Annotated in this window: 23 protein-coding genes and 1 tRNA gene; 7 read left to right on the top strand and 17 right to left on the bottom strand. The window is 56.1% G+C overall.

The window, feature by feature from the left end:
* Nucleotides 1–70: 70 nt before the first annotated feature.
* Nucleotides 71–2,071: a bifunctional tRNA (5-methylaminomethyl-2-thiouridine)(34)-methyltransferase MnmC2/FAD-dependent 5-carboxymethylaminomethyl-2-thiouridine(34) oxidoreductase MnmC1 gene (mnmC, locus tag M8Q36_RS13670; RefSeq protein ID WP_249881241.1), complete on the top strand. Its 2,001-nt coding sequence runs from the start codon at nucleotides 71–73 to the stop codon at nucleotides 2,069–2,071.
* A 43-nt stretch (nucleotides 2,072–2,114) separates the two neighbouring features.
* Here the strand turns inward: mnmC and M8Q36_RS13665 are convergent, their stop codons facing one another.
* Genes M8Q36_RS13665 through prmB form a run of 6 tightly spaced genes read right to left on the bottom strand, consistent with a single transcriptional unit; the run spans nucleotide 2,115 to nucleotide 6,651 of the window.
* Complete coding sequence (locus M8Q36_RS13665) at nucleotides 2,115–2,393, bottom strand: YfcL family protein (RefSeq protein WP_020454568.1); 279 nt, start codon at nucleotides 2,391–2,393, stop codon at nucleotides 2,115–2,117.
* 27 nt (nucleotides 2,394–2,420) lie between these two features.
* A complete protein-coding gene (locus tag M8Q36_RS13660) occupies nucleotides 2,421–2,960 on the bottom strand; it encodes an elongation factor P hydroxylase (RefSeq protein WP_020454569.1) in 540 nt (179 codons plus the stop codon).
* Nucleotides 2,957–3,769, bottom strand: coding sequence for a sulfite exporter TauE/SafE family protein (locus tag M8Q36_RS13655; protein ID WP_249881240.1), 813 nt, complete (start codon nucleotides 3,767–3,769; stop codon nucleotides 2,957–2,959). Before M8Q36_RS13655 ends, M8Q36_RS13660 begins: the two co-directional genes overlap by 4 nt.
* The gene (mepA, locus tag M8Q36_RS13650) at nucleotides 3,769–4,593 is read right to left on the bottom strand and encodes a penicillin-insensitive murein endopeptidase (RefSeq protein WP_249881239.1); all 825 of its coding nucleotides are present in this window, start codon (nucleotides 4,591–4,593) and stop codon (nucleotides 3,769–3,771) included. The genes M8Q36_RS13655 and mepA overlap by 1 nt, the downstream gene beginning before the upstream one ends.
* 2 nt (nucleotides 4,594–4,595) lie before the next feature.
* The gene (aroC, locus tag M8Q36_RS13645; RefSeq protein ID WP_131406771.1) at nucleotides 4,596–5,681 is read right to left on the bottom strand and encodes a chorismate synthase; all 1,086 of its coding nucleotides are present in this window, start codon (nucleotides 5,679–5,681) and stop codon (nucleotides 4,596–4,598) included.
* 37 nt (nucleotides 5,682–5,718) lie between these two features.
* Complete coding sequence (gene prmB, locus M8Q36_RS13640; protein WP_249882774.1) at nucleotides 5,719–6,651, bottom strand: 50S ribosomal protein L3 N(5)-glutamine methyltransferase; 933 nt, start codon at nucleotides 6,649–6,651, stop codon at nucleotides 5,719–5,721.
* 166 nt (nucleotides 6,652–6,817) lie between these two features.
* Here prmB and smrB point away from each other — a divergent pair, with 166 nt between their 5' ends.
* A complete protein-coding gene (smrB, locus tag M8Q36_RS13635; protein ID WP_045513070.1) occupies nucleotides 6,818–7,369 on the top strand; it encodes an endonuclease SmrB in 552 nt (183 codons plus the stop codon).
* A gap of 58 nt (nucleotides 7,370–7,427) precedes the next feature.
* Here the strand turns inward: smrB and sixA are convergent, their stop codons facing one another.
* The 4 genes from sixA to M8Q36_RS13615 form a co-directional block, all read right to left on the bottom strand.
* Nucleotides 7,428–7,913 (bottom strand): phosphohistidine phosphatase SixA, encoded by a 486-nt coding sequence (sixA, locus tag M8Q36_RS13630; protein WP_249881238.1) that lies wholly within the window; start codon nucleotides 7,911–7,913, stop codon nucleotides 7,428–7,430.
* Nucleotides 7,914–8,121: 208 nt separating this feature from the next.
* Nucleotides 8,122–10,269, bottom strand: a complete 2,148-nt coding sequence (gene fadJ / locus M8Q36_RS13625) for a fatty acid oxidation complex subunit alpha FadJ (protein ID WP_249881237.1) — start codon at nucleotides 10,267–10,269, stop codon at nucleotides 8,122–8,124.
* Nucleotides 10,269–11,576, bottom strand: coding sequence for an acetyl-CoA C-acyltransferase FadI (fadI, locus tag M8Q36_RS13620; protein ID WP_249881236.1), 1,308 nt, complete (start codon nucleotides 11,574–11,576; stop codon nucleotides 10,269–10,271). The genes fadJ and fadI overlap by 1 nt, the downstream gene beginning before the upstream one ends.
* Before the next feature lie 163 nt (nucleotides 11,577–11,739).
* The gene (locus tag M8Q36_RS13615) at nucleotides 11,740–12,024 is read right to left on the bottom strand and encodes a YfcZ/YiiS family protein (RefSeq protein WP_249881235.1); all 285 of its coding nucleotides are present in this window, start codon (nucleotides 12,022–12,024) and stop codon (nucleotides 11,740–11,742) included.
* 372 nt (nucleotides 12,025–12,396) lie between these two features.
* On the opposite strand from M8Q36_RS13615, the gene fadL reads away from it, so the two are divergent.
* On the top strand, nucleotides 12,397–13,764 hold the full coding sequence (gene fadL, locus M8Q36_RS13610; protein WP_502825473.1) for a long-chain fatty acid transporter FadL: 1,368 nt from the start codon (nucleotides 12,397–12,399) through the stop codon (nucleotides 13,762–13,764).
* 57 nt (nucleotides 13,765–13,821) lie between these two features.
* Here the strand turns inward: fadL and mlaA are convergent, their stop codons facing one another.
* Nucleotides 13,822–14,577: a phospholipid-binding lipoprotein MlaA gene (mlaA, locus tag M8Q36_RS13605; protein ID WP_017458648.1), complete on the bottom strand. Its 756-nt coding sequence runs from the start codon at nucleotides 14,575–14,577 to the stop codon at nucleotides 13,822–13,824.
* Nucleotides 14,578–14,882: 305 nt separating this feature from the next.
* On the opposite strand from mlaA, the gene M8Q36_RS13600 reads away from it, so the two are divergent.
* Nucleotides 14,883–15,824 carry a formate/nitrite transporter family protein gene (locus tag M8Q36_RS13600; RefSeq protein WP_249881233.1) on the top strand — a complete coding sequence of 314 codons (942 nt, stop codon included), beginning with the start codon at nucleotides 14,883–14,885 and terminating at the stop codon, nucleotides 15,822–15,824.
* Nucleotides 15,825–15,899: 75 nt separating this feature from the next.
* Nucleotides 15,900–15,971 (top strand) — tRNA-Arg (locus tag M8Q36_RS13595).
* A gap of 120 nt (nucleotides 15,972–16,091) precedes the next feature.
* On the opposite strand, the gene M8Q36_RS13590 is transcribed toward M8Q36_RS13595, so the two are convergent.
* Entirely contained in the window at nucleotides 16,092–17,459 is a 1,368-nt protein-coding gene (locus M8Q36_RS13590) for a formimidoylglutamate deiminase (protein WP_249881232.1), read from the bottom strand.
* Nucleotides 17,460–17,569: 110 nt separating this feature from the next.
* Here M8Q36_RS13590 and hutC point away from each other — a divergent pair, with 110 nt between their 5' ends.
* A complete protein-coding gene (gene hutC, locus M8Q36_RS13585; RefSeq protein WP_249881231.1) occupies nucleotides 17,570–18,331 on the top strand; it encodes a histidine utilization transcriptional repressor HutC in 762 nt (253 codons plus the stop codon).
* Nucleotides 18,328–18,891: a HutD/Ves family protein gene (locus tag M8Q36_RS13580; protein ID WP_249881230.1), complete on the top strand. Its 564-nt coding sequence runs from the start codon at nucleotides 18,328–18,330 to the stop codon at nucleotides 18,889–18,891. Before hutC ends, M8Q36_RS13580 begins: the two co-directional genes overlap by 4 nt.
* Here M8Q36_RS13580 and M8Q36_RS13575 read toward each other — a convergent pair.
* The 5 genes from M8Q36_RS13575 to M8Q36_RS13555 are packed head-to-tail and all read right to left on the bottom strand — an operon-like array spanning nucleotide 18,878 to nucleotide 24,190.
* Nucleotides 18,878–19,645: an enoyl-CoA hydratase-related protein gene (locus tag M8Q36_RS13575; RefSeq protein WP_249881229.1), complete on the bottom strand. Its 768-nt coding sequence runs from the start codon at nucleotides 19,643–19,645 to the stop codon at nucleotides 18,878–18,880. The genes M8Q36_RS13580 and M8Q36_RS13575 overlap by 14 nt on opposite strands.
* On the bottom strand, nucleotides 19,638–20,534 hold the full coding sequence (locus tag M8Q36_RS13570) for a 3-hydroxyacyl-CoA dehydrogenase family protein (RefSeq protein WP_249881228.1): 897 nt from the start codon (nucleotides 20,532–20,534) through the stop codon (nucleotides 19,638–19,640). The genes M8Q36_RS13575 and M8Q36_RS13570 overlap by 8 nt, the downstream gene beginning before the upstream one ends.
* Nucleotides 20,535–20,545: 11 nt before the next feature.
* Complete coding sequence (locus M8Q36_RS13565) at nucleotides 20,546–21,742, bottom strand: CaiB/BaiF CoA transferase family protein (protein ID WP_249881227.1); 1,197 nt, start codon at nucleotides 21,740–21,742, stop codon at nucleotides 20,546–20,548.
* Complete coding sequence (locus M8Q36_RS13560) at nucleotides 21,735–23,270, bottom strand: HAL/PAL/TAL family ammonia-lyase (protein WP_502825491.1); 1,536 nt, start codon at nucleotides 23,268–23,270, stop codon at nucleotides 21,735–21,737. Before M8Q36_RS13560 ends, M8Q36_RS13565 begins: the two co-directional genes overlap by 8 nt.
* A 38-nt stretch (nucleotides 23,271–23,308) precedes the next feature.
* Nucleotides 23,309–24,190 (bottom strand): ABC transporter substrate-binding protein, encoded by an 882-nt coding sequence (locus M8Q36_RS13555; RefSeq protein WP_045513091.1) that lies wholly within the window; start codon nucleotides 24,188–24,190, stop codon nucleotides 23,309–23,311.
* Nucleotides 24,191–24,218: the final 28 nt, after the last annotated feature.

The raw sequence follows: 24,218 nt of genomic DNA, 5'->3' as shown, positions 1-24,218 counted from the left end.
CTGAGGAAATTTGCGCCTTTCTTTGTCCCTCGTTAAGATCGTGACACTGCTTGATGGACGAGTAACTTACGTGAAACAAACCGCTATACAATCCGCCAACCTGGAATTCAACGCTGAGGGTACACCTGTTTCCCGAGATTTTGACGATGTCTACTTCTCTAATGATAACGGGCTGGAAGAGACTCGTTATGTTTTTCTCGGCGGCAACCGTCTTGAACAGCGTTTTCCTGACCACCCGCGCCCGCTGTTTGTGGTGGCGGAGAGCGGTTTCGGCACCGGTCTGAACTTCCTTACCCTCTGGCAGGCGTTTGCGGCCTTTCGCGCAGTTAACCCCGACGCTACCCTGGAAAGATTACATTTCATCAGTTTTGAAAAATTTCCGCTCACCCGCGACGATCTGCGCAAAGCGCACGCCCACTGGCCGGAACTGGCGAACTGGGCAGAACAGCTACAAGCACAGTGGCCGCTGCCCTTTGCCGGTTGCCACCGCCTGTTGCTGGATGGCGGTCGTGTGACGCTCGATTTGTGGTTCGGTGATATCAACGACCTGACCGATACGCTGGATGATTCGCTCAACCAGAGCGTCGACGCCTGGTTCCTTGACGGATTTGCGCCCGCCAAAAACCCGGACATGTGGACACCCAATCTGTTTCAGGCGATGGCGCGTCTTGCAAGGCCTGGCGGTACGCTGGCGACTTTTACCTCGGCGGGTTTCGTCCGGCGCGGTCTGCAAGAAGCGGGTTTTACCATGCACAAAAGCAAAGGTTTTGGCCGCAAACGCGAAATGCTCACCGGGGAGATGGAAAACCCGCGAGCGCCTGCAGTCCGTGCACCGTGGTTTGCCCGCAGCGGTACAGAGAAGCGCGAAGTAGCGTTAATTGGCGGCGGTGTAGCCAGTGCCCTGTTGTCGCTGGCGTTGCTGCGTCGCGGCTGGCAGGTCACGCTGTATTGCGCCGATGAGGCTCCTGCCGAAGGCGCATCCGGCAACCGCCAGGGCGCACTCTATCCTTTGCTCAGCGCCCACGATCCGGCGCTGGCGCGCTTCTTCCCGGCGGCTTTTACCTTTGCCCGCCGCGTGTACGACGCGCTTGCCGTTGAATTCGATCATCAGTGGTGTGGCGTGACCCAACTCGGCTGGGATGAAAAAAGCCAACACAAAATCGAACAGATGCTGACGCTGGATCTGCCCCCGGAACTCGCCAGGCGCATTGAGGCTAATGAGGTCGATGCGCTCTGCGGCGTGGAAACCGGCTGCGGTGGCATCACTTACCCGGCTGGCGGCTGGCTTTGCCCGGCGCAGCTCACGGCGGCCGCCATCGCGCTGGCTTGTGAACAGGGCTTACAGGTGCACTATGGGTATGATGTTGAGCAATTAACGGCTGACGATGAGCACTGGCAGTTGCATATCAAAGGCGGCGAATTACGCCAGCATGCCGCCGTGGTGCTGGCCAACGGGCACCGCATACAACATTTTGCGCAAACGGAAAAACTGCCGGTGTATCCGGTGGCAGGCCAGGTCAGCCATATTCCCAGCACGCCTCAGCTCAGCCCGTTGCGCCAGGTGCTGTGTTATGACGGCTATCTGACGCCGCAAAACCCGCACAATCAGCAGCACTGCATTGGCGCCAGTTATCATCGCGGTCAGCAGGAAACCGCCTACAGCGAAGCCGATCAGCAGCAGAACCGCCAGCGGTTGCTCGACTGCTTCCCGCAGGCTTCATGGGCCAAAACGGTGGACGTCAGCGCGGGCGAGGCGCGCTGCGGCGTGCGCTGCGCCACGCGCGATCACCTGCCGATGGTCGGCAACGTGGCGGATTACGACGCAACGCTTAGCGCCTATGCGAGCCTCGCAGAACACAGCGAAACAGCCGTCAGCGCGCCCGTTTATGACGGCCTGTTTATGCTGGGAGCGCTGGGTTCACGAGGTCTTTGCAGCGCGCCGCTGGCGGCAGAAATCCTGGCATCGCAAATGAGCAATGAGCCGATCCCGCTGGACGGTGAAACGCTGGCAGCAATGAACCCGAATCGTTTATGGGTCAGAAAGTTATTGAAGGGTAAAGCGGTGAAATGAGGTGGATGTTTTCCCTCTCCTGAGCGGAGAGGGAAAGAACGGCTTAGTGCGCTTTCGCCTGCTGATACAGGTTTTCCCACATGCCGAGCACCAGCGCCTGATCGCGCGGCGATAATTCCCCCGCCTGAATAGCGGTTTGCACACTGGTGGTCACTTTGCCATACAGGGTTTCGGGCGCATGGTCATCGCCGCTCTCCAGCTCCGCCACCGCCAATGTCAGGTGGCCGCGCAGATAACCGCCCGCGAACAGCTCATCATCACTGGCGTGGTCCACCATGTTATCTATTAACGCCAGAATGCGTGATTCAAACTCCGCGATCATCTCTCTTCCTCATTTTAAAAAATGGCCTTACAGGTCTTCCGGCCACGGAAATTGTGCTGCCGCTAAGGGCGGCGTCTGGTAATAATCCTGTAGTGCTTTAATAAAACGCGCCGGACGTGCAGGAATGCCCTGCTCCAGATACGCCATCACCTGTGCATGTACACGGCGCTGGAACACGATGCGATCGGGTTCGAAATCGCCTTCCAGATTGTCGCAACTGACGTTAAACGGGAAACCTGCCGCCACGCAGAACAACCAGTCAAACGCCTGTGGTTTGACTTCAACATCTTCGAATTTCCCCTGCGTCGCCGCATCGCGGCCGTCCGGGCAGTACCAGTAACCAAAATCCACCAGCTTGCGCCGCTCGGCTCCCGCAATGCACCAGTGCGAAATTTCATGTAACGCGCTGGCATAAAAGCCGTGGGCAAAGACAATGCGGTTATAAGGAACATCCGCATCAGCAGGAAGATAGATCGGTTCGTCGTCGCCTTTAATCAGACGGGTATTAAAATCGTCGGCAAAACAGCCGTCGAAAATATCAATGAGTTGTTGATAGTGATGCGTCATACATTCACCCCCAGATACTGGAGGATCTCCTGCCCGTGACTGTCATAGAGAAGTTTTGCGCTCATCACCGCCGAGACAATCACAATCATCGGACGAATGAGCTTTTGCCCTTTGCTGAGCACCAGACGCGAGCCCATGCGCGCGCCGAGAAATTGCCCGGCCAGCATAACAAAACCGGTGCCCCACACCACTTTGCCGCCAATAATAAATAGCAGCAGCCCGCCGACGTTGGAGGTGGCATTCAGCACTTTGGCATGAGCGGTCGATTTTGCCAGGTTAAAACCCGCAAGCGTGACAAACGCCAGGGCGTAAAACGAGCCTGCGCCCGGGCCGAAGAAACCGTCATAGAAACCAACACAGCCGCCAGAAACCAGCGCGAAAGGCAGACCGTACAAGCGGCGCTGACGATCTTCTTCGCCCAGCCCTGGCATCAGCAGGAAATAGAGGCCAATACAGATAATCAGAATCGGCAGGATCTGGCGCAGCACATCGGATTGCACATGTTGCACCAGCAGCGCGCCGGTGGTGGAGCCGATAAAGGTCATCAAAATATTGAGCTTCTGATCGGCGAGATTCACCACTTTGCGGCGAATAAAATAGAGCGATGCCGAAAGCGAACCGCCGCAGGCCTGCAATTTGTTGGTCGCCAGCGCCTGCGCCGGTGACATGCCCGCCGCCATCAGCGCCGGAACGGTTAGCAGCCCACCCCCGCCCGCCAGCGCGTCAATAAACCCGGCCAAGAGCGCGACAAAAAAAAGCGTCACCAGCAGCAGCGGTGACACCATAAACAGTTGTTGAAAAAGTTCCATCAGAGTGCGTGTTCATCCAGTAAAGCCTGACAGGACGGCGGCAACGGCGGCGGCGTCTTTTTCTCAGGCGTTGAACTACCCGGCTTCGCCGGTTCAAACCAGCTTTGCAATTCCGCGCCGCAACCATCGCCTGGCGGCGGCAGCGGTTGATCCTGGCACTCCAGGCTGTCCGCCGGGCAGCGCAGGCGCACATGCATATGCGCGCGATGCTGGAACCACGGGCGCACTTTGCGCAGCCAGTCACGATCGCTACCCGCATCCAGGCAAAGCTGCTGCTTGATTGCCGGGTTAACGAAGATACGCGTCACCTCGTTATCCTCGGCCGCCAGCTTGATCATGCTGCTGATTTCCGGCTTCCACAACGCGGGCACCACCTGTTTGCCATCGCTGGAAACCAGATCCAGCGCCTGCGGTTTCAGCAATTGCGCCGCGCTCCAGCGCGTTTTCGGAAGCTGCAGGAAGATATCGACATCCAGCCCCGACTGGTGGCTGGCGTGACCGCCGTTAAAGCGCCCACCGGCTGGCATTCCCATATCGCCTACCAGCACCGTACCGAGCCCGAGGTTGTACACCTGCGTGCTGAAGCGCTGAATGAATAACACCAGATCCGGGTGACCGAAATAGCGCCGTTGATCGGTGCGCATCACCTGGTAGTGATCCGATTGCAGCGGCAGCTCATGCGCGCCAACGATGCAACCATTGGAAAACGCGCCGATAGATTGCGGGCTACCGGCGACAGGATGGGTCAGTTTTTGCCAGGGCGTCGCCGCCATGACAGTTGCGCTCACCAGCAGGGCAAACAGGGCGATTGCCGTTTTTTTCATGATTACCAGCGTGGAATATCGGTTATTACATCAGCGTTTTGCGCGCGCTGACGCAGGAAGTGATCCATCAAGACAATCGCCAGCATCGCTTCAGCGATAGGTACGGCGCGAATGCCAACACACGGATCGTGACGACCTTTGGTGATCATTTCGACCTCATCGCCAAAGCGGTTGATCGTCTTCCCGGGCACGGTAATGCTTGAGGTGGGTTTCAGCGCAATATTGGCAATAATTTGCTGACCGCTGCTGATACCGCCTAATATGCCGCCCGCGTGATTGCTCTGAAAGCCTTGTTTGGTGATTTCGTCGCGGTTTTCGCTACCGCGCAGTTTTACCACCTCGAAGCCATCGCCAATTTCAACGCCTTTCACCGCGTTAATGCTCATCAGCGCATGGGCAATATCTGCATCAAGACGGTCAAATACCGGCTCGCCAAGGCCTGCCGGCACGCCATCGGCGACCACGGTCACTTTCGCGCCAATGGAATCGCCCTCTTTTTTCAGGCCGCGCATCAGCTCATCCAGCGCATCAATTTTGTCGGGATCCGGGCAGAAAAACGGGTTCTGCTCCACCTGATCCCACGCTTTGATCTCCAGCGGGATGTCGCCCATCTGCGTCAGGCAACCGCGAATGACAATGCCAAATTTCTGCGCCAGGTATTTTTTAGCAATAGCGCCAGCCGCCACGCGCATCGCCGTTTCACGGGCGGAAGAACGGCCACCGCCGCGATAGTCGCGCACACCATATTTTTGCTCGTAGGTGTAATCCGCATGTCCCGGACGGAACAGATCTTTAATTGCGCCATAATCCTGCGAACGCTGATCGGTATTTTCAATCAGCAGACCAATGCTGGTGCCGGTGGTTACGCCTTCAAACACGCCGGAGAGAATTTTCACCTGATCCGGCTCGCGGCGCTGGGTGGTGTAGCGCGATGTCCCCGGGCGGCGTCTGTCCAGATCGTGTTGCAGATCCGCTTCGGTCAGCGGAATGCCCGGCGGCACGCCGTCGACAATACAGCCGAGCGCCAGGCCGTGCGATTCACCGAAGGTGGTTACGCGAAAGAGTTGTCCAATTGTGTTTCCTGCCATCACGGCTCCGTTGTCGTTGTCTGTGTTGAGCGTCGTTTTAATCTTTATAAATGCTGAAGTGTTCGCGAGCGGCGATAAGCTGCGCTTTGGTCAGCATGAAGACGCCGTCCCCGCCGTTATCAAACTCCAGCCAGGTAAACGGTACGTCCGGATATTGTTCCATCAGATGTACCATGCTGTTACCCACTTCACAAATCAGGATGCCGTTGTCAGAGAGGTAATCCGGCGCGCAGGCGAGGATGCGGCGCGTCAGTTTCAGGCCATCGCTGCCGGAGGCCAGGCCAAGTTCTGGCTCGTGGCGATACTCGGAAGGCAGATCCGCCATATCTTCTTCGTCAACGTACGGCGGGTTGGTCACAATCAGGTCGTACTGCACTTTCGGCAAGTCGCGGAAAACGTCGGAGCGGATTGGCGTCACGTGATGAATAAGCCCGTGCTCTTCGATATTGTGTTCGGTTACCGCCAGCGCGTCTGTGGAGATATCGACGGCGTCCACTTCCGTTTCCGGGAAGGCATAAGCACAGGCAATCGCTATACAGCCGCTACCGGTACACATATCAAGAATATGCTTCGGCGGCTCATCGATAAGACCCGCAAAATGGTTGTTAATCAGCTCGCCAATCGGCGAACGCGGCACCAGTACGCGCTCATCAACATAAAATTCGTGGCCGCAAAACCAGGCTTTATTAGTGAGGTAAGCGACCGGAATACGTTCATTAACGCGACGGATCACGCGCTCAACAATGCGGTGACGCTCGCTGGAGGTCAGGCGCGCGGTGCGCATATCTTCCGGGATATCCAGCGGCAGGTAGAGCGTTGGTAACACCAGTTGCACCGCTTCGTCCCACGGGTTGTCGGTGCCGTGACCGTACCAGATATTGGCGGCGCTAAATCGGCTTACCGACCAGCGCAACATGTCCTGAATGGTGTGCAGCTCGTTCACTGCTTCGTCGACGAAAATTTTATCCATGGTATCCCCCAGGCGCATGCTCGCATTAAATTCGGCGGCTAGTTTGCCACGAAGACGGCGATAAATCAGCATTCTCACGCACCTGCGCGGGGTAAAAATGCATTTTGCTGCACCGCTGGCGCAATGAGTCGGGTACACTGAAAAAAAGAAAAGATGAGATGCGCAGATGAAAAAGAAACCATCGCTTAGCGAGGAGGAACAGGCGCTGTTCCGGCAACTAATGACCGGTACACGCCAGATAAAGCAGGACACCGTGGTTCATCGCCCGGCGCGAAAAAAAATTACTGAAGTGCCGGAGAAACGGTTGCTGCAGGAGCAGGCCGATAACAGCCACTATTTTTCTGATGAGTTCCAGCCGCTGTTAAACACCGAAGGCCCGGTAAAATATGTGCGCGACGATGTCAGCCATTTTGAACTGAAAAAGATCCGCCGTGGCGATTATGCCCCGGAGCTGTTTCTTGATTTGCACGGTTTAACCCAGCTTCAGGCGAAACAGGAACTGGGGGCGTTGATTGCCGCCTGTCGTCGCGAACATGTATTTTGCGCCTGCGTGATGCACGGCCACGGCAAACATATTCTCAAGCAGCAGACACCGTTGTGGCTGGCGCAGCACCCGCATGTGATGGCGTTTCACCAGGCCCCGAAAGAGTATGGCGGCGATGCGGCGATACTGGTGCTTATAGAAGTAGAAGAGTGGCAGCCGCCGGAGTTGCCCTGAAGCGCAGAAACGACAAGAGCCGCACAATGCGGCTCTTTATCTTTCATGGTCCGGCGAATCAGATAGCTTTTGGCATCTTCAGGTTGCAGGGACTCATTTGCCAGTTAAAGACACCTTTACCGTCTTCATCCAGCGTAACGCTGGCGATGGCGGAGGTGGTAAACATCGGCGGCGCTTCACCCGGGCAGAGTTCGGACACCAGGTATCCGACCAGCGGCAGGTGAGAAATCACCAGCACGGCGGAAGTACCTTCATTTGCCAGCGCCTGCAAATAGGCGCTAATCAGGCCGATATCGCCGCAGGGCGTCAGTTCCGGCAGGACATCCACGTTGTCAGGCAGGTTCATACACTCCCCTACCTTATCCAGCGTCTGTTCAGCACGTAAAAAAGGGCTGACCAGAACACGTTCAATATCCACTTTTTGGCCTTTCAACCATGTTGCCATCAGACGGGTTTCGTCACAGCCACAAGGGGTTAAGGGACGAACCGAGTCACTGGCTGCATCGAGGGCAGCGTCGCCGTGACGCATGATAAAAACTTGCATATTGCACCGCTTTTGTTAACCAGAATCATTAATACTTTCACCGCAAAATCATTTCACGACATCGGAAAATATTAATGGCCGGGCATTGTGCCTGATCCATTCGTTGAATGAAACGCTGTTTTTTACCTCAATGGCGCAACTATAGTCAATCACTGTTTATTAAATAACCGTAAAGCCCATGAGGTATAACAGAATTACTTTTTAGACACTAACTGAAACGTTCGGTTTCTTTTGTCGGCCAGAAAGTTACACCTTGTTCCGCCATGCGTAACAGCGGCTCGCAAGGAGCAAAACGCTCGCCGTACTGCGCCTGTAACCGCTGTAGTGTCGCCACCACTTCGCTTACGCCCAGCGCATCCATATAGTGGAATGGTCCACCCAAAAACGGTGGGAAACCGATACCAAACACGGCGCCAATGTCACCATCGCGCGTACTGCGAATCACCTGTTCATCAAAGCAGCGAGCCGCTTCGTTCAGCATCAACATCACGCACCGTTCTGCTATCTGCTGAGACGGTAACTGCGTGCCATCTGAAACACCGATTAAGCGGTAGATCGATGGGTCTGGCTGCTTTTTGCTTTTACGCCCTTTCGTCGGGTAAAGATAGAAACCGCGCTCATTTTTTCTGCCTTTGCGATCGTCATTCAAGATTGCGTTAACCACACTTGCAGGCGCGCTAAAACGTTCTCCATAGGCAGCTTCCAGCACCGGGATAATTTTGGTGCCGGTATCGATCCCCACTTCATCCAGCAACTGGATGGGCCCTACCGGAAAACCGAATTTCACCAGCGCCTGATCGATAGTTTCAATGCGTTGCCCTTCGCTTAGCAGGCGCATCGCTTCATTAATATAAGGCGCGAGGATGCGGTTAACGTAAAAGCCCGCTTTATCTGCCACCACAATCGGTGTTTTGCCCTGTTTTTTCGCCAGCTTCACCGTCGTGGCAATGGTCTGCTCATCGGTACCGGCATGAGGGATCACCTCGACCAGTGGCATTTTTTCCACTGGGCTGAAAAAATGTAATCCGATGACCTTTTCAGGACGCGCCGCATGCGCAGCAATATCGCCGATCGGTAAAGATGAGGTATTGGAGGCGAAAATGGTATGCGCTGCGCAGTTAGCTTCGACTTCAGCGACCATTTTCTGCTTCAACGCAAGATCTTCGAACACCGCTTCAATCACCAGATCGCGATGGGCAAAGCCACGATAATCGAGTGAACCGGAGATCTTCGCCATCTGGCTGTCGCGCTCGGCGGGTTTCAGGTAACGACGGCGCACTTTTTTATCCAGTTGTTGCCAACTGTATTTCAGCGCATGGTTAATGCCCTGCGCATTAATATCTTTAATGCGAACCGGCAAACCGCCTTTGCTGGCCGTGACAAATGCGATACCGCCGCCCATCAACCCACCGCCCAGCACGCCCACACTGTTAAGCGGGCCGGGTTCGACGAGGCTGCCAGGATCTTTTTTGATATCGGTACTGGTAAAGAAGAGATGCCGTAGCGCCTGCGATTGTGGCGTCATCGCCAGTTGGCCAAACGCGCGCGCTTCGGCGTCATAACCGCTGCTGCGCCCCTGGGCAAGACCGGTTTCAATCACCGAGAGAATGCGCAACGCAGCAGGGTAATTCCCCTGGGTTTTCTGTTCCGTTTTCTTCGCCACCATGCGGAACAGTAACGTGCGGCCAAGCGGCCCGGCAAGAATGCGTTCGCGCACCGGTAAATGGCGGCTGGCAGGACGCCCCTGCGAAACCAGCCCGACGGCGGCGTCCAGTAAAATGGAAGGCGGAACCACATCGTCAACCAGACCCACTTTTAATGCCTGCCGTGGGCGTAACTGCTTACCGGTGAGGATCATCTCCAGCGCGGTACTCACGCCGATCAGGCGCGGCAAACGTTGCGTACCGCCAGAACCAGGAAGCAAACCCAGTTGCACTTCCGGTAATCCCAGCACCGTTTTGGCATCGTTTGTACAAATCCGGCGATGGCACGCCAGCGCCAGCTCCAGCCCACCGCCGAGGCAAGGGCCATTAATCGCGGCGACGACCGGGATGGGCAGAGCATGAATTTCTGCCATTATCTGCTGCCCCTGACGGGCAAGATCTTCGGCCTCTTTCGCCGTCTGGCAGCGGGCGATCATATTGATATCCGCGCCCGCAATAAAGTTGTCCGGTTTTGCTGAGATAAACACTACGCCGCGCAAGGCTTTGTTATCGCGGATCTGTTTTAAAATGGCGCGAACATCCGTTGCGAACTCCGCTTTCAGCGTGTTCATCTTCTCGTTCGGTACATCAATAGCGACTACCGCCACATTGTCGGGACGCACACTAAGGGTAAATGCCGATGTTGTGGTCATTACTCTGCCTCCAGAACCATTGCCGCACCCAGACCGCCCGCGGCACAGGCCGTCACCAGACCAAAACCGCCGCCACGACGGCGCAGCTCATGCAGGGTTTGGGTGATCATACGCGCGCCGGTAGCGGCAAACGGATGCCCATAAGCGATAGAGCCGCCAAGCACGTTAAATTTGCTGTCATCCACTTCGCCGGTAGCCTGTGAACGTCCCAGCACCTCGCGGGCAAAACGCTCGCTGGCCATCAGCTTCAGGTTGCTCAGCGTTTGCGCGGCAAAGGCTTCATGCATATCAAGCAGGGTTAAATCCGCCATTGATAATCCGGCTCGCTCCAGCGCCAGCGGCGTTGCCCACGCCGGGCCAAGCAGCATATCTTCACGCACATCAATCGCGGTAAACGCGTAGCTGCGCAGGTATCCCAGCGGTACCAGCCCCAGCTCTTTGGCGCGGGATTCGGTCATCAGGATCACCGCCGCTGCGCCATCAGTAAGCGGCGTACTGTTGGCCGCCGTCACCGTGCCGTGCTGGCGATCAAACGCCGGACGCAGTTTTGCATAATCCGCCAGGCTCGAATTTGTACGTACGTTGTTATCTTTCTCGACCGGGTCACGAAATGGCGGTGCGTAAGCGGTCATCACCTCTTCTGCCAGTTTGCCTTCTGCCCAGGCTTGGGCGGCAAGCTGGTGTGAGCGGTGCGCCAGCGCATCCTGCTGCTCACGGCTGATAGCGTAAGTTTTTGCCATCTGTTCAGCGGTATCGCCCATGCGTAAGCCGGTGGAATATTCCGCCACCGCCGGAGGAACCGGCAGCAGGTCACGCAGACGCAGGCGCGAGAAGAGTTTCAGTTTTTGCCCCATGCTGCGCGCTTTGTTGGCATCCACCAGCGTTCGCGCCAGTTTTTTGCTGACGCCAATTGGCAGCACTGAAGATGAGTCTGCACCACCGGCGATACCGGCACGAATGGTGCCCGCCAGCAGGCTTTCGGTGACATTCGCCACCGCCTGGAAGCTGGTCGCGCAGGCGCGGCTTACGCTGTAAGCGTCGGTATGCACACTCATGCCAGTGCCAAGCACAATTTCGCGCGCAATGTTCGGCGCTTCTGGCATTTGAACCACCTGGCCAAAAACCAGTTGTTCAATCACTTCGGGGGGAATCTCGCTGCGTGCCAGCATCTCTCCCACCACCATTTTGCCAAGATCGATGGCCGGCACGCCGTGAAAGACGGTCGCCTGGCGGGCAAAAGGGGTACGTAACCCACTGACAATGGCAATGCGGTCGCCCTGGCGGGTGACAAGCGGTAATGCCTTCATAACACTCCCCTGTTAACAGCGTAATGTATTAAGTGGTCTGACCTGATAACAGTCTTAACCAATTTTTTACATTTAGCCAATGGGAGGGAGAAAAAAATGGGAGCTAAGGCACAGAGATACTTAAACAAAACGCTCCCGTTGAACGGGAGCGTTTGCGGGATAATTAACGCAGACCGAGCTGGAAAATCAGCGTTTCGGCTTCGCAAGCGAAGACAAAATCGATATCCAGGCGCACACCGTCTTCAACTTCCGTAAATGTGGAAGTGATTTGGCAAGGATCGGATTCCACGCTGCGGGCTCTGGCGCTCAGCGCAGCCAGGGTTTCTTCCGCATCGGCGCGTTTAGCGAACACGCGGCTGTAAGAGGCGGTGCAGTCGGAGTTGTCCATAATGGTGCCAACATCCATACAGCAGCAAACCGGGGTTTCATCAGCACTGCATTTACTCATGGTAGATTTCCTCTGAATTCGCACCCAAGGTGCCAGATAAACGTTGCGCATATTTTACGCCGCGAGGGAATGTGGCTCCAGTCGTTAATTCCGCAAGCGGTGATAAGTGACCGAAATCACACTTAAAAATGATCTAAAACAAAAATCATCTAATCGACTGATTAACACCGGGGGCAATTTTGCTGCGCAGATCCCGTTTCGAAGATCACAATTGAAAAATCTTATATACATACTTGCAACATTTCCTCTGGTCAGACCTATACTCTCGCCACTGGTCTGATTTCTCAGATGTACCTCAGACCCTACACTTCGCGCTCCTGTTACCCCGCGTAACAAAGTTTGTATAAAAATAAATCGATTTCGAATGAGGTTATGGTCATGAGCCAGAAAACCCGGTTTACCAAGTCTGCGTTGGCAGTCGCAGTGGCAATCGTTTCTACCCAGGCCTGGTCTGCAGGCTTCCAACTCAACGAGTTTTCATCTTCTGGCCTTGGCCGAGCTTATTCCGGTGAAGGTGCTATCGCTGATGACGCAGGCAACGTCAGCCGCAACCCGGCGCTGATCACCATGTTTGATCGCCCGACCTTCTCTGGTGGTGCGGTGTTCGTCGATCCGGATGTTAACGTGACGGGCCGTTCTGCCATTGGCAACAATGCCAGCCAGGATAATATCGCCCCGACCGCATGGGTGCCGAACCTGCACTTTGTTGCACCGATTAACGATCAATTTGGCTGGGGCGCGTCCGTGACCTCTAACTACGGGCTGGCTACTGAGTTCAATAACAACTACGCCGCCGGTTCAATGGGCGGTAAAACCGACCTCGAAACGCTGAACCTCAACCTGAGCGGCGCGTATCGTCTGGATAGCCACTGGAGCTTCGGCCTCGGTTTCGACGCCGTTTATGCACGTGCTAAAGTGGAGCGCTACGCGGGTGACCTGCCGCAAATCATCGGCGCAGGTCTGCCAGGGCTGGTGCAATCAGGTCAGTTGTCCGCGCAACAAGCCGCCGCGATTGGCGCGCAGGCTGGTGGTATTAGCCGCGATACGCAAATCGCCCATCTGAAAGGTGATGAGTGGGGCTTTGGCTGGAACGCAGGGATTCTCTACGAGCTGGATAAAAACAACCGTTACGCATTAACCTATCGCTCTGAAGTAAAAGTCGACTTCGACGGCGATTATAAGAGCAGCCTGCCCGCGACGCTGAACCCGATCAATGCGGCACTGGGTCTGGGCTTGCCATATGGCACCGGCGGTTCCACCACCAACGGTTCGCTCTCATTACATCTGCCGGAAATGTGGGAAGTATCGGGTTATAACCGCGTTGATCCGCAGTGGGCGGTTCACTACAGCCTGACTTACACCAGCTGGAGTCAGTTCCAGGAACTGAAAGCCACCGGCAATAACGGCCAGACGCTGTTCTATAAAGATGAAAGCTTTAAAGACGCCTACCGTATCGCGCTGGGTACTACCTATTATATGGATGATAACTGGACCTTCCGCGCCGGTATCGCCTTCGATGATAGCCCGGTTCCGGCAGACAAACGCTCCATCTCCATCCCGGATCAGGATCGCCTCTGGCTGAGCACCGGTGCGACCTATGCATTTAATAAAGATGCGTCCGTTGACGTCGGCGTTTCTTATATGCACGGTCAGAAAGTGAAATTCACCGAAGGCCCGTATACCTTCAGTTCTGAAGGTCGTGCATGGCTGTACGGCGCGAACTTCAACTACGCGTTCTGATAAACCTGCAGGCATAAAAAAAGGTGAGCGCCGTGCTCACCTTTTTTATTTGCTGTGTTATTGCGAGTCGATGTCTTTCAAATCGCCCTCTATCGCCTGCGCGTTCGGGTTTTCCTGCGGTTTCAGCTTACCGCCGTTGGCGATAAAGTCGTGGCGCTGGAAGTAGGCTTCACGCACCAGAATGTACGGATCGGAAGACTGACGCAGCAGGCCATCTGAATCCAGCAGTTGCGCGCGCGATTCGATGCCTTCAACCGTCCATTTGCCCACCGACAGCGGCCATGTCAGCCACGACAACACCGGATAGAGTGTATCGGCCATATCACCACCGTCTTCACGCAGCGTGAAACTGCCATAGAACGGCAGTTGCATATAAGGGCCATAACCCATGCCGTAATGGCCCAGCGTGCTACCAAAACGGTGCGGTTCAACGCGCTGCAATTTCGGGTTCGCCGCACCCGCGACATCCATCAAGCCGCCCATTCCCAGCAGAGTGTTCAGGAAGAAGCGCGTAAAGTGAACCATCCCCTGATACGGATCGCCTTGTAAGAAGAAGTTCACCATTACCGCCGGTTCTTCAAGGTTGCTGGTGAAGTTACTCAGGCCATTACGCGCTGGCTGCGGCACGTAATCACGCCAGACAACGGCAACGGGCCTGACAACATACGGATCCAGTACATTGAAGTTGAAGCTGTACATGGTGCGGTTGAACCCTTCCAGCGGGTCTGAACGTCCCTGCGAATCTTTACCGGAACTGGCACAACCGACCAGCACAGTGGTAGCCAGCGCAAGCGCCGACAGGCGGAATTTCATAGGTGTCTCCCTGAAGAAAATGGTCATCGCTGAATGCCATTTTGAATAACGCAAACGCGGAAATCCGTTTTGCGCAGACAATGCGCAACGCATTGTATCAGCACATATTCTGATGTCCACGCGGCGAACAACTCTCACTCAGCCTAACCGAACTCACCTTTACGGCTCGTTAACAATTCTATACAAACTTCCTCAATATCGTATTGCCATTATTGCTTTTCGCGCAATTTAGGACGAAGCCGTCACGGAATAATCGCGAAAACCGCTACGCTTAAATTTTGCCGCCATCACCAAGCGAGGCCATCGTGGACAATATTAAAGAAGAGAAACTCGACAAACACAGCGATGACATACAAGTGGAGAGCGACGAGAAGAAGAGTGGGAAGAAAATTGAACTTGATGAAGAGCGCCTGCCCTCACGTGCGATGGCGATTCATGAACATATTCGCCAGGACGGCGAAAAAGAGCTGGAACGCGACGCGATGGCGCTGTTCTGGTCAGCGATTGCGGCGGGCTTATCGATGAGCGCGTCGCTGCTGGCAAAAGGGATTTTCCACGTACAGCTCGACGGCGTTCCCGGCGGTTTCCTGCTGGAAAACCTCGGTTACACCTTTGGCTTTATTATTGTCATCATGGCGCGCCAGCAGTTGTTTACCGAAAACACCGTCACGGCCGTATTGCCAGTAATGCAGAAACCCAGCTGGGTTAACTTTGGCCTGATGACGCGCTTATGGAGCGTGGTGTTACTGGGGAATCTGGTTGGTACAGCTATTGCTGCCTGGGCGTTCGAGTATATGCCCATATTCGATGAAGCCACGCGCGATGCTTTTGTCAAAATCGGCATGGAGGTGATGAAGAACACGCCGCTGGAGATGTTCTCTAACGCCATTATCTCCGGCTGGATCATCGCTACTATGGTGTGGATGTTCCCATCGGCTGGCGCAGCGAAAATTGTGGTGATCATTTTAATGACCTGGCTTATAGCGCTGGCGGACACCACGCATATCGTGGTCGGTGCGGTGGAGATTTTCTATCTGGTGTTTAACGGTACGCTGCACTGGAGCGAATTTATCTGGCCTTTCGCCCTGCCGACACTCGCCGGGAATATTTGCGGCGGCACCTTTATTTTTGCCCTGCTCAGTCACGCGCAGATCCGTAACGATATGATCAATGCGCGTAAAGCCGAAGCAAAAGCCCGCGCCGACGAGCAAAAACAGCAACGTGACGGCGCAGAAAAAGAGGCATAAACGGCGACAGTTTAATCACTTGGCGGCCTGTGAGCTTAACGCGAGACGTAAATAACGTTATACTCCCGCCGCTTTGTCCCCTTAGTTAAATGGATATAACGAGCCCCTCCTAAGGGCTAGTTGCAGGTTCGATTCCTGCAGGGGACAATATCCCGCTTACTGCAAACATCGGTCAACGTCGTTATTTTCTCATAAATTCAGTAAGTTAAAGAACTCTCTCCGTCTACCCATCGCCATTGTTTCTTATCCACAACCTGCTGGTTAGTATTACGCCATCAGTTGCTGCATGACCTTAATAAACGCGGAGGTCACCTGCTCTTCCTGCGCGTGACGCCCCTCTTCGATCACCCAGCGCCCTCCTGTCATCACACTTTTTATCGGGTTTGTCGAACAGGCGAAAATCCAGCGATTCAGACGGTCACGATCGCCTGCGGCAGCCAGGAAGGGATCGCGGCTGTCGAGCAACAGCATATCCGCGCGATCGCCTGGCGCCAGTTGACCAATCGCCTGCCCCAGCGCACGACGTCCGCCCTGCAATGCTCCCTGATACAGCACATTTCCGACATAGGGTTCATCCGGCAAAGACAGTAAGTTGCGCCGCCGTTTTTGTAATCGTTGCCCGTACTCAAACCAGCGCAAATCCTCGCTGACACTGACGCTAATATGGCTGTCGGAGCCAATTCCCCAACGCCCCTGCTGTGCAAGATAGTCCGGCCCAGGAAAAATACCATCGCCAAGATTGGCTTCAGTCGTCAGGCAAAGACCCGCCACTGCGCCGGAAGCGGCAATCTGGTGGGTTTCCTGCGACGTAATGTGCGTGGCATGGATCAGACTCCACTGCTCATCCACCGGCATATGCTGATAAAGCCACTCTACCGGACGCAATCCAGACCAGGCCACGCAGTCATCAACCTCTTTTTGCTGCTCGGCAATATGAATATGCACCGGTTGCTTTTGCGGACAGGCTTTAAGCACGCTCTGCATCTGTTCCGGCGTAACGGCCCGCAGCGAGTGGAAGCACAGCCCGGTACGCTGCATCGGCTCAGCAGCAAGCCGGGAAGTCAGTGTGTTATGCAGTGCCAGATAGCTTTCCGTATCGTGAATAAAGCGGCTCTGCCCGGCGGTCGCTGGCTGCCCGCCAAAACCGGAGAAACGGTAAAGTACCGGCAGTAATGTCAGGCCAATGCCCGCCGTTTTCGCCGCCTGCGAAATACGCAACGCCAGTTCGGCTGGCTGTGCGTAAGGTTTTCCGCCACGATCGTGGTGCAAATAGTGAAATTCGGCAACTGAGGTATAACCGGCCTTCAGCATTTCGATGTACAGATAGCTGGCAATGATTTCCAGCTGTTCGGGGGTAATTTTATCCACCAGCCGGTACATCAGATCGCGCCATGTCCAGAAGCTGTCCGCCGGATCGCCCACCACTTCGGTCAGCCCGGCCATTGCACGCTGAAAAGCGTGCGAATGCAGGTTTGGCATGCCCGGCACCAGGAAACCTTCCAGGCGAATCGCCGTGTCGTCTGGCTGACTACCGCTTTCGAGCGCGGTGATGATGCCCTGCGGGGAAACCGTAATGCGAACATTCTCCGCCCAGCCCTGCGGCAACAATGCTTTTGCCGCGAAATATACCGTCATATATCCCCTCACCGCCTGCCGTTATTTAATATGTATATACATGCTTATATATATACATCCAAAAGTGCGTAGAGTAAACTTCAACGGTTATCCGGCCGAGGAAAGGGTTAATGGAGCAAAGCGACATTTTTAAAGCAGCCACAGGCGAGACACGTCTTGATCAGCCCGCCCCTTTCTATGAAAGGGTGAAGAGCATGATTAAAACCAATATCCACAGCGGCGCCTGGCCGGTGAACTACCGCGTGCCGTCCGAAAGCGAGCTGGTCAGCCAGTTTGGCTACAGCCGGATGACCATTAACCGCGCGCTGCGTGAATTGACCGCCGAAGGGCTGCTGGTGCGTATGCAGGGCATTGGCACCTTTGTCGCCGAAGTCCGCGGGCAGTCGGCGCTGCTGGAAATCAATAACATTGCTGATGAGATTGCCAGCCGCGGCCATCGCCATCATGCCAGAGTGCTGGAACTGACCCAGCAGCATGCAGATGCTCAGCAAGCACTGGCTTTTAATCTGCCGAAAGGCAGCCGCCTGTTCCATTCGTTGATTTGCCATTATGAAGATGGCGTTCCGGTGATGCTGGAAGACAGGCTGGTGAATGCGCTGATTGTGCCAGACTATCTGCAGCAGGATTTCACCCGTATCACGCCGAATGCCTATCTCTCTTCCATCGCACCGATTGTCGAGGGCGAGCACATTATCGAAGCGGTGAACGTGCCCCGCAGCGAGTGCGTTTACCTGGAAATAGATGAGCACACCCCCTGCCTGCAAGTGAACCGCCGCACCTGGACCGGTCGTCAGGACAAGAAAATCGTCACCAGCGTGCGTCTGGTCTATCCGGGTTCGCGTTACCGCCTTGAAGGAAGCATGCGCAAATGAGGCTGCTGCCTTATAGCGGCTACGCTGAGATGCGCTGGAAAAATGGCCAGGGTGTCACCCGCGAAGTGTGCCGTTTTCCCGCCAGCGAGCAGTATGACTGGCGCATATCGGTTGCGACGATCCGCGAAGACGGGGCGTTTTCACGTTTCTCCGGTTACCTGCGAAACATCAGCGTACTGGAAGGCGAAGGCATGTTTCTGACGATTGATGACCAGCGCAGCACGTTAATTCCACCGTTTCAGGCGACGGATTTTAACGGCGACAGCCAGGTGTTCTGCGAGGTTGTCGGCGGGCCGTTGCTCGATTTCAACGTGATTTATCGCCGTGAAACCACCCAGGCAACGGTGTGCTGGCAGCGCGCTGGCACATGGCAACATCAGCAGGGAACCATGCTGCTGTTCAATGCCGGAAATCTGCTTGACGTCATCGTCGGGGACGAACGCCATACGCTGCAACATTACGACAGCCTGCTGCTCGATAACCCGGCGACGGTTACCGTCAACGCAGGCAGCAACACGTTTTTCGCCTGCGTGACGCTGACATCCATTAACGCCCGCTAAACTGCGGCGTTTGCCGGTTCTGAAACGCCGCAAGCCCGGCAGCGCGATCGTCGCTATCCGCAATCAGCGCCGAGAGCGCCCGCTCATACGCCACGCCCGAACTTAATGGCATTTCGTAGCTGGCCAGCACTGCTTTTTTGATCATCACGGCCGCCAGTGGCGCGGCTTTGGTGATTTGTCGCGCGATGCTTAGCGCCTGCGCTTCCAGTTCATCCGGCTGAACCAGCTGGCTAATCAGCCCCGCCTGGCGCGCCTCTTCGCCATTGATGCGTCTGGCGCAAAGCAACATCTCCATCGCCAGCGATTTCCCGACCGCGCGCACCAGCCGCTGGGTGCCGCCAGCGCCGGGAATAATGCCGATGTGGCTTTCCGGTAACCCAAACTGTGCCGTGGTGTCGGCAATAATAATGTCGCACAGCAGCGCCAGCTCCAGCCCACCGCCGAGCGCATAACCTGAAACGGCAGCAATCACTGGTTTTTCAATGGCGGCAATGCGATCCCATTTCTCGCTAAAACCGCTGCGCCATAAGGTAATGGCGGAAGCCGACGCCAGCGTGCCGGTATCCGCCCCGGCAGAGAAGGCTTTCGGGCCGCCCAACAGCACAATGGCGCGCACTTGCGGATCCCGCTCAAGCTGCTGAAGCGTGGTGACCAGCGCATCCAGCATCTCTGCGGTCAGGGCGTTATATTTCTGCGGGCGGTTTAGCGTCACAACGGCGACGGTATCTTCATGGCGGCACACAATATCATTCATCGTCCGCGCTCCTTGTCGTCAGGCGGGTAACGATCGCTTCACGGTGACGCATCGCCGCCGCCGCGCTTTCCTCGTCCCAGGAATAAAAGCCTTCCCCGCTTTTCACTCCCAGTTGTTTCGCAGCGACTTTCTCCAGCAGCCAGCAGGGTAAAACCGTGCTGTTATCCAGCGCGGGCAGCAATATTCCGGCGACTTTCTCGACCGTGTCCAGCCCGGCGAAATCCATCAGTTTCATCGGCCCCATCGCCGCCCAGCGCGGCGCCAGCGTACGCTGCACTGCACGGTCAACGTCCTCAACCGAACCAATCCCGGCGCTCACCAGGTAGAGCGCCTCGCGCAGCATGGCGTATTGCAGGCGATTGATAATAAACCCCGGAATGTCCTGCTTCACAGTGATGGTCTCTTTACCAAGCTGCTCGCATAAATCGCGAATGCGCTGGCAAATGCCGTCTGCGGTTTTCTCGCCGCGCACAATTTCAATCATCGGCATGGTATCTGCCGGGTTAAACCAGTGCATACCAATCAGCCGCTGCGGGTCGTTGAGCACCGACGCCAGTTGCGTGATGGAGACGCTGGAAGTATTGGTCGTCAGCAGGCACTCTGCGGAAACCAGTGGCTCGATGAGGCTGAACAGGTGCTGTTTGAGCGCGACATCTTCCGCCACGTTTTCCGACACCATATCCGCGCCCGCCAGGCAACTTTCCAGCGATGTGCTGTACTGCACATCGGCCTGAGCGACCCGCGATTCGACGATCGCCTGCGCTTTATCCAGCGTTTCCTGCGAGCGGGAATAGAGACTGACGCGATAACCCGCGCGAGCCATCACGACAGCAATGCGCGCGCCCATGGTTCCGGCGCCAATTACCGCCACTTTATTAATTTGCGACATGCTTTTTTCCCCTAAATCACGCCCTGCGTTTGCAGTTGCGCAAGCGTTGCTTCATCCATACCCAGCACTTCACGCAATACCGTGAGTGTATGTTCCCCCAGCACCGGCGGGATCAGCGCCGGTTCGCCCGGCACACCGCTCATTTTCACCGGCTGCGGCACAATCGAGATCGCGCCTGCGCGCGGGTGCTGGATCTGTTTCACCAGCTCGCGTTGGTGGGCGTAATCGCTGTCGAGGATCTGATCGAGGCGCAACACCGGCGAGGCCGGAACGCCAGCGCTATCCAGCAATGCCTGCGCGTCTCTGACGCTTTTATCTGCCAGCCAACGTTCAATCTCTTCGCGCAAGGGCTGTTGATGCGCCAGCCGCTGCGGATCGCTGGCAAAGCGAGGATCGTCCACCAGCGCGGGATTTCCCATTGCGCTGGCAAGCTGGCGGAAGAGTTTGTCGTTGGCGACGGCAATAACAATATGTCCATCCTGCGCCCGGTAGCTGTCCATCGGCGCGCTAATCGGGTGCGCATTACCGAGCCGCCCGGCGCTGGGCTGACCGCCGATCCACTGGGTTAACGACACCATTTGCAGCGTCACCATGGTATCGAGCATCGAGACATCCAGATGCTGGCCTTTACCGGTAATGCCACGCTGAAGCAGCGCCGCGAGTACTGCCCAACTGCCATACAGCCCGGCGACCACATCACCAATCGCATCGCCAACGCGCGTGGGTTCGCCGTTCGCCCAGCCGGTGACCTGCATAATGCCGCCAATGGCCTGGATGATATGGTCGTAAGCCGCTTTGTGCGCCAGCGAGCCTTGCTGGCCAAAGCCGGAGATGCTGACGTAAACCAGCCGCGGATTGATGACCTGTAGCGTCGCGTAATCCATCCCCAACCGCTGGGTTACGCCGGGGCGAAAGTTCTCCACCAGCACATCTGAACAGGCGACCAGCTCTTTGAGGATCGCTAAGCCCTGCGCGCTTTTCAGATCCAGCGTGACGCTTTTTTTGCCGTGGTTGAGCTGCATAAAATAGCTGCTCTCGCCGTTGATATGCGGCGTGAAAGCGCGGGAATCGTCGCCGCTGCCCGGCATCTCGATTTTGATAACGTCAGCACCCAGATCGTTAAGCAGCGAAGCGCACCACGGGCCCGCCAACACGCGCGACAGATCGAGAACGCGTATACCACTGAGCGGCTTAATGGCGTTACTCATCAGCCCCCTCCTTTATCAGTAAAGTAAGCTGGCGGCTCAGTTCGCCATCAGCAATCAGATCGCGGACGGCATGCATATCGGCGTACAACGGCGTATCGGTTTCACGAAACGCGACCTGCTGGCGTACCTGTGACAGCGTCAGTTCCGTACCTACCGAGGCACGCAGCGGGCGGTGAAATTCAATCGCCTGACAAGCGCACAGCAGCTCTATAGCCACAATATCCACCGCGTTTGCCACCGCCTGCATCGCTTTTCGCGCCGAGGAGACGCCCATACTGATATGGTCTTCCTGCCCGGCACAGGTGGAAACCGTATGTATGCTGGCGGGCACCGCCAGGCTGCGGTTATCCCCGGCGAGCGCGGCGGCGACATACGGCGGGATCATCATCCCGGAATTGGCCCCGCTTTTACCGACCAGAAACGCCGGTAAGCCGCTGAGATGGACGTTGGTAATACGGTCAGAACGCGCTTGCGACGCGGTGCTCAGTTGCGCAATAGCCACCGCCAGCGCATCAAGTGCCAGCGCCAGCGGCGCACCGTGACCGTTGCCGCCAGGCAAAATCACCAGCGTATCGTCTTCAATCAAAAACACCGGGTTGTCGGTCACCGAATTGAGTTCGGTGGTGACGATATGACGGCAATGCGCCAGTTGATCGCGTACCGCGCCATGGATTTGCGGGATGCAGCGTAAGCTGAGCGCGTCCTGCACCCGGTGGTCGCGGTAACGCTGGAGGATCTCGCTGCCGTGCAGTAAACGGCGCAAAATGCGCGCTGTTTCTTGTTGCCCGTCATGCGGACGCAGGGCGTGCAGACGCGCGTCATAGCCGCGGGTGTTGCCTTTCAGCGCTTCAAGACACATGCCGCCTGCCATATCCGCAACCGGCAGCAACTGCTCGAAATCCCGCACCGCCAGACAAGCCAGTGCGGTAATTTCGTAGGTGCCGCTGATCAGCGCGTGTCCTTCGCGCGGGCCAGGAATGCGCGGCGCAATGCCCGCTTTCGCCAGCGCGGCGGCGGAGGGTAATAACTCACCCTGATACCAGCACTGCCCTTCGCCAAATAACGATAAGCCGATATGCGCGGTAGCAATCAGATACCCCACGGAACCGCTGGCAGGCGACCACGGCGTCACCTGCCGGTTCAGCATCAGGCACATACGCTGCGCCAGTTCAGAACTGACGCCGCTGTAGCCCTGCAACAGCGATTTCAGCATCACCGCCATCATCGCCCGCACTTCCCGCACCGACAAATCCGGCCCCATCCCGCAGGCGTGGCTGCGCAGCATATTGAGTTGCACACTGGCAATTTGATCCGCAGAGAGACGCTCGGTCACCAGGTCTCCCACGCCGGTTGTCAGACCATAAATCACCTTCCCGTCAGCAATCGCCTTGTGAATATAACCGCTGACCTTATCCATTTGCGCCAGCGCATCATCAGCCAGAACAACCTGAGCGCCATCGGCAATGCGCACCAGCTCGTCAATGGTCGTGGCATCCGTGCCTAAGGTGACCGCATCCATATGCGGCATGGAAGAACGGATTGTTGTCGTCATCTCGCAGCCGTTCCTTACTTGCTCAGTTGGTGTTTAACCAGCCACTGGTGCGCTACATCATCAATGCTGGCGAACTCTGCAAGCTGCTCGTTCATGGCGATCAGATCTTCGGTGGTGAGCTGCGCGGAGATTTTGTTCAATGTGCTTTCAATGGTCGGGTTCAGCGTGCTGCTGGCGACAATCGGCACGATGTTCTGCGCGGCAAACAGGTGTTTCGGATCTTCCAGCGCAACCAGGTGATCTTTTTTGATTTCCGGCGTAGTGGAGGTCAGATCAGCCACCTGAATCTGGTTATTTTTCAGCGCCGTCAGCGTCAGCGGACCAGCGACATCCAGTACTTTGAAGGTTTTGAAATTCAGGCCATAAACTTCACGCAAGCCGGGAACACCTTCATGACGGGTTTTCCACTCCGCCGGGCCGCCAAGCACTAACTGCCCGGCGACAGGTTTCAGATCGTCGATGGTTTTCAGTTTGTATTTGTCGGCGGTTTTCTTCGTTACCGCCAGCACATCGCTGTTTTGCGCCGTGGACGTGTTCAGCATTTTCACTTTCTCCGGCAGCTTAGCGGCCAGCGCTTTCGCCACATCTTCCGAACTGTGCGCGTCGTTTTTCGCATCCAGATAGCTTAACAGCGCGCCGCTGTACTCAGGGATCACTGTAATGGAACCGTCGAGCAGCGCCGGGATATAGACTTCACGGCTACCAATGTTGAGTTTTTTCTCGACCGGAATGTTTTGCGCTTCCAGCGCCCCGGCGTAAATGGTCGCCAGCAACTGGTTTTCCGGAAAATCCGCCGAACCAATAATCACTTTCTGGCCGGCATCCGCAGCCCAGACAGAAGAAGCGACAGACAGCAGCGCGGCACTGAACAACGTTAAATAGCGTTTCTTAATCATCTTATTAACCTTCTGTAATTAAAGGACT

This window comes from Kosakonia sp. R1.Fl (assembly GCF_023516815.1).
Lineage (GTDB): Bacteria > Pseudomonadota > Gammaproteobacteria > Enterobacterales > Enterobacteriaceae > Kosakonia.
The sequence above is the reverse complement of the archived record's forward strand: the minus strand, read 5'-3'. Positions and strand labels throughout refer to the sequence as shown.

What these genes read in the sequence shown, in the direction of transcription:
- prmB (WP_249882774.1), bottom strand. Translation starts at nt 6,651, where the DNA reads ATGGATAAAATTTTCGTCGACGAAGCAGTGAACGAGCTGCACACCATT.
- fadI (WP_249881236.1), bottom strand. Translation starts at nt 11,576, where the DNA reads ATGAAGGCATTACCGCTTGTCACCCGCCAGGGCGACCGCATTGCCATT.
- fadL (WP_502825473.1), top strand. Translation starts at nt 12,397, where the DNA reads ATGGTCATGAGCCAGAAAACCCGGTTTACCAAGTCTGCGTTGGCAGTC.
- aroC (WP_131406771.1), bottom strand. Translation starts at nt 5,681, where the DNA reads ATGGCAGGAAACACAATTGGACAACTCTTTCGCGTAACCACCTTCGGT.
- M8Q36_RS13575 (WP_249881229.1), bottom strand. Translation starts at nt 19,645, where the DNA reads ATGAATGATATTGTGTGCCGCCATGAAGATACCGTCGCCGTTGTGACG.
- M8Q36_RS13580 (WP_249881230.1), top strand. Translation starts at nt 18,328, where the DNA reads ATGAGGCTGCTGCCTTATAGCGGCTACGCTGAGATGCGCTGGAAAAAT.
- fadJ (WP_249881237.1), bottom strand. Translation starts at nt 10,269, where the DNA reads ATGACCACAACATCGGCATTTACCCTTAGTGTGCGTCCCGACAATGTG.
- hutC (WP_249881231.1), top strand. Translation starts at nt 17,570, where the DNA reads ATGGAGCAAAGCGACATTTTTAAAGCAGCCACAGGCGAGACACGTCTT.
- sixA (WP_249881238.1), bottom strand. Translation starts at nt 7,913, where the DNA reads ATGCAAGTTTTTATCATGCGTCACGGCGACGCTGCCCTCGATGCAGCC.
- M8Q36_RS13590 (WP_249881232.1), bottom strand. Translation starts at nt 17,459, where the DNA reads ATGACGGTATATTTCGCGGCAAAAGCATTGTTGCCGCAGGGCTGGGCG.
- smrB (WP_045513070.1), top strand. Translation starts at nt 6,818, where the DNA reads ATGAAAAAGAAACCATCGCTTAGCGAGGAGGAACAGGCGCTGTTCCGG.
- mlaA (WP_017458648.1), bottom strand. Translation starts at nt 14,577, where the DNA reads ATGAAATTCCGCCTGTCGGCGCTTGCGCTGGCTACCACTGTGCTGGTC.
- M8Q36_RS13615 (WP_249881235.1), bottom strand. Translation starts at nt 12,024, where the DNA reads ATGAGTAAATGCAGTGCTGATGAAACCCCGGTTTGCTGCTGTATGGAT.
- M8Q36_RS13565 (WP_249881227.1), bottom strand. Translation starts at nt 21,742, where the DNA reads ATGAGTAACGCCATTAAGCCGCTCAGTGGTATACGCGTTCTCGATCTG.
- M8Q36_RS13560 (WP_502825491.1), bottom strand. Translation starts at nt 23,270, where the DNA reads ATGCCGCATATGGATGCGGTCACCTTAGGCACGGATGCCACGACCATT.
- M8Q36_RS13555 (WP_045513091.1), bottom strand. Translation starts at nt 24,190, where the DNA reads ATGATTAAGAAACGCTATTTAACGTTGTTCAGTGCCGCGCTGCTGTCT.
- M8Q36_RS13660 (WP_020454569.1), bottom strand. Translation starts at nt 2,960, where the DNA reads ATGACGCATCACTATCAACAACTCATTGATATTTTCGACGGCTGTTTT.
- M8Q36_RS13655 (WP_249881240.1), bottom strand. Translation starts at nt 3,769, where the DNA reads ATGGAACTTTTTCAACAACTGTTTATGGTGTCACCGCTGCTGCTGGTG.
- M8Q36_RS13570 (WP_249881228.1), bottom strand. Translation starts at nt 20,534, where the DNA reads ATGTCGCAAATTAATAAAGTGGCGGTAATTGGCGCCGGAACCATGGGC.
- mepA (WP_249881239.1), bottom strand. Translation starts at nt 4,593, where the DNA reads ATGAAAAAAACGGCAATCGCCCTGTTTGCCCTGCTGGTGAGCGCAACT.
- M8Q36_RS13665 (WP_020454568.1), bottom strand. Translation starts at nt 2,393, where the DNA reads ATGATCGCGGAGTTTGAATCACGCATTCTGGCGTTAATAGATAACATG.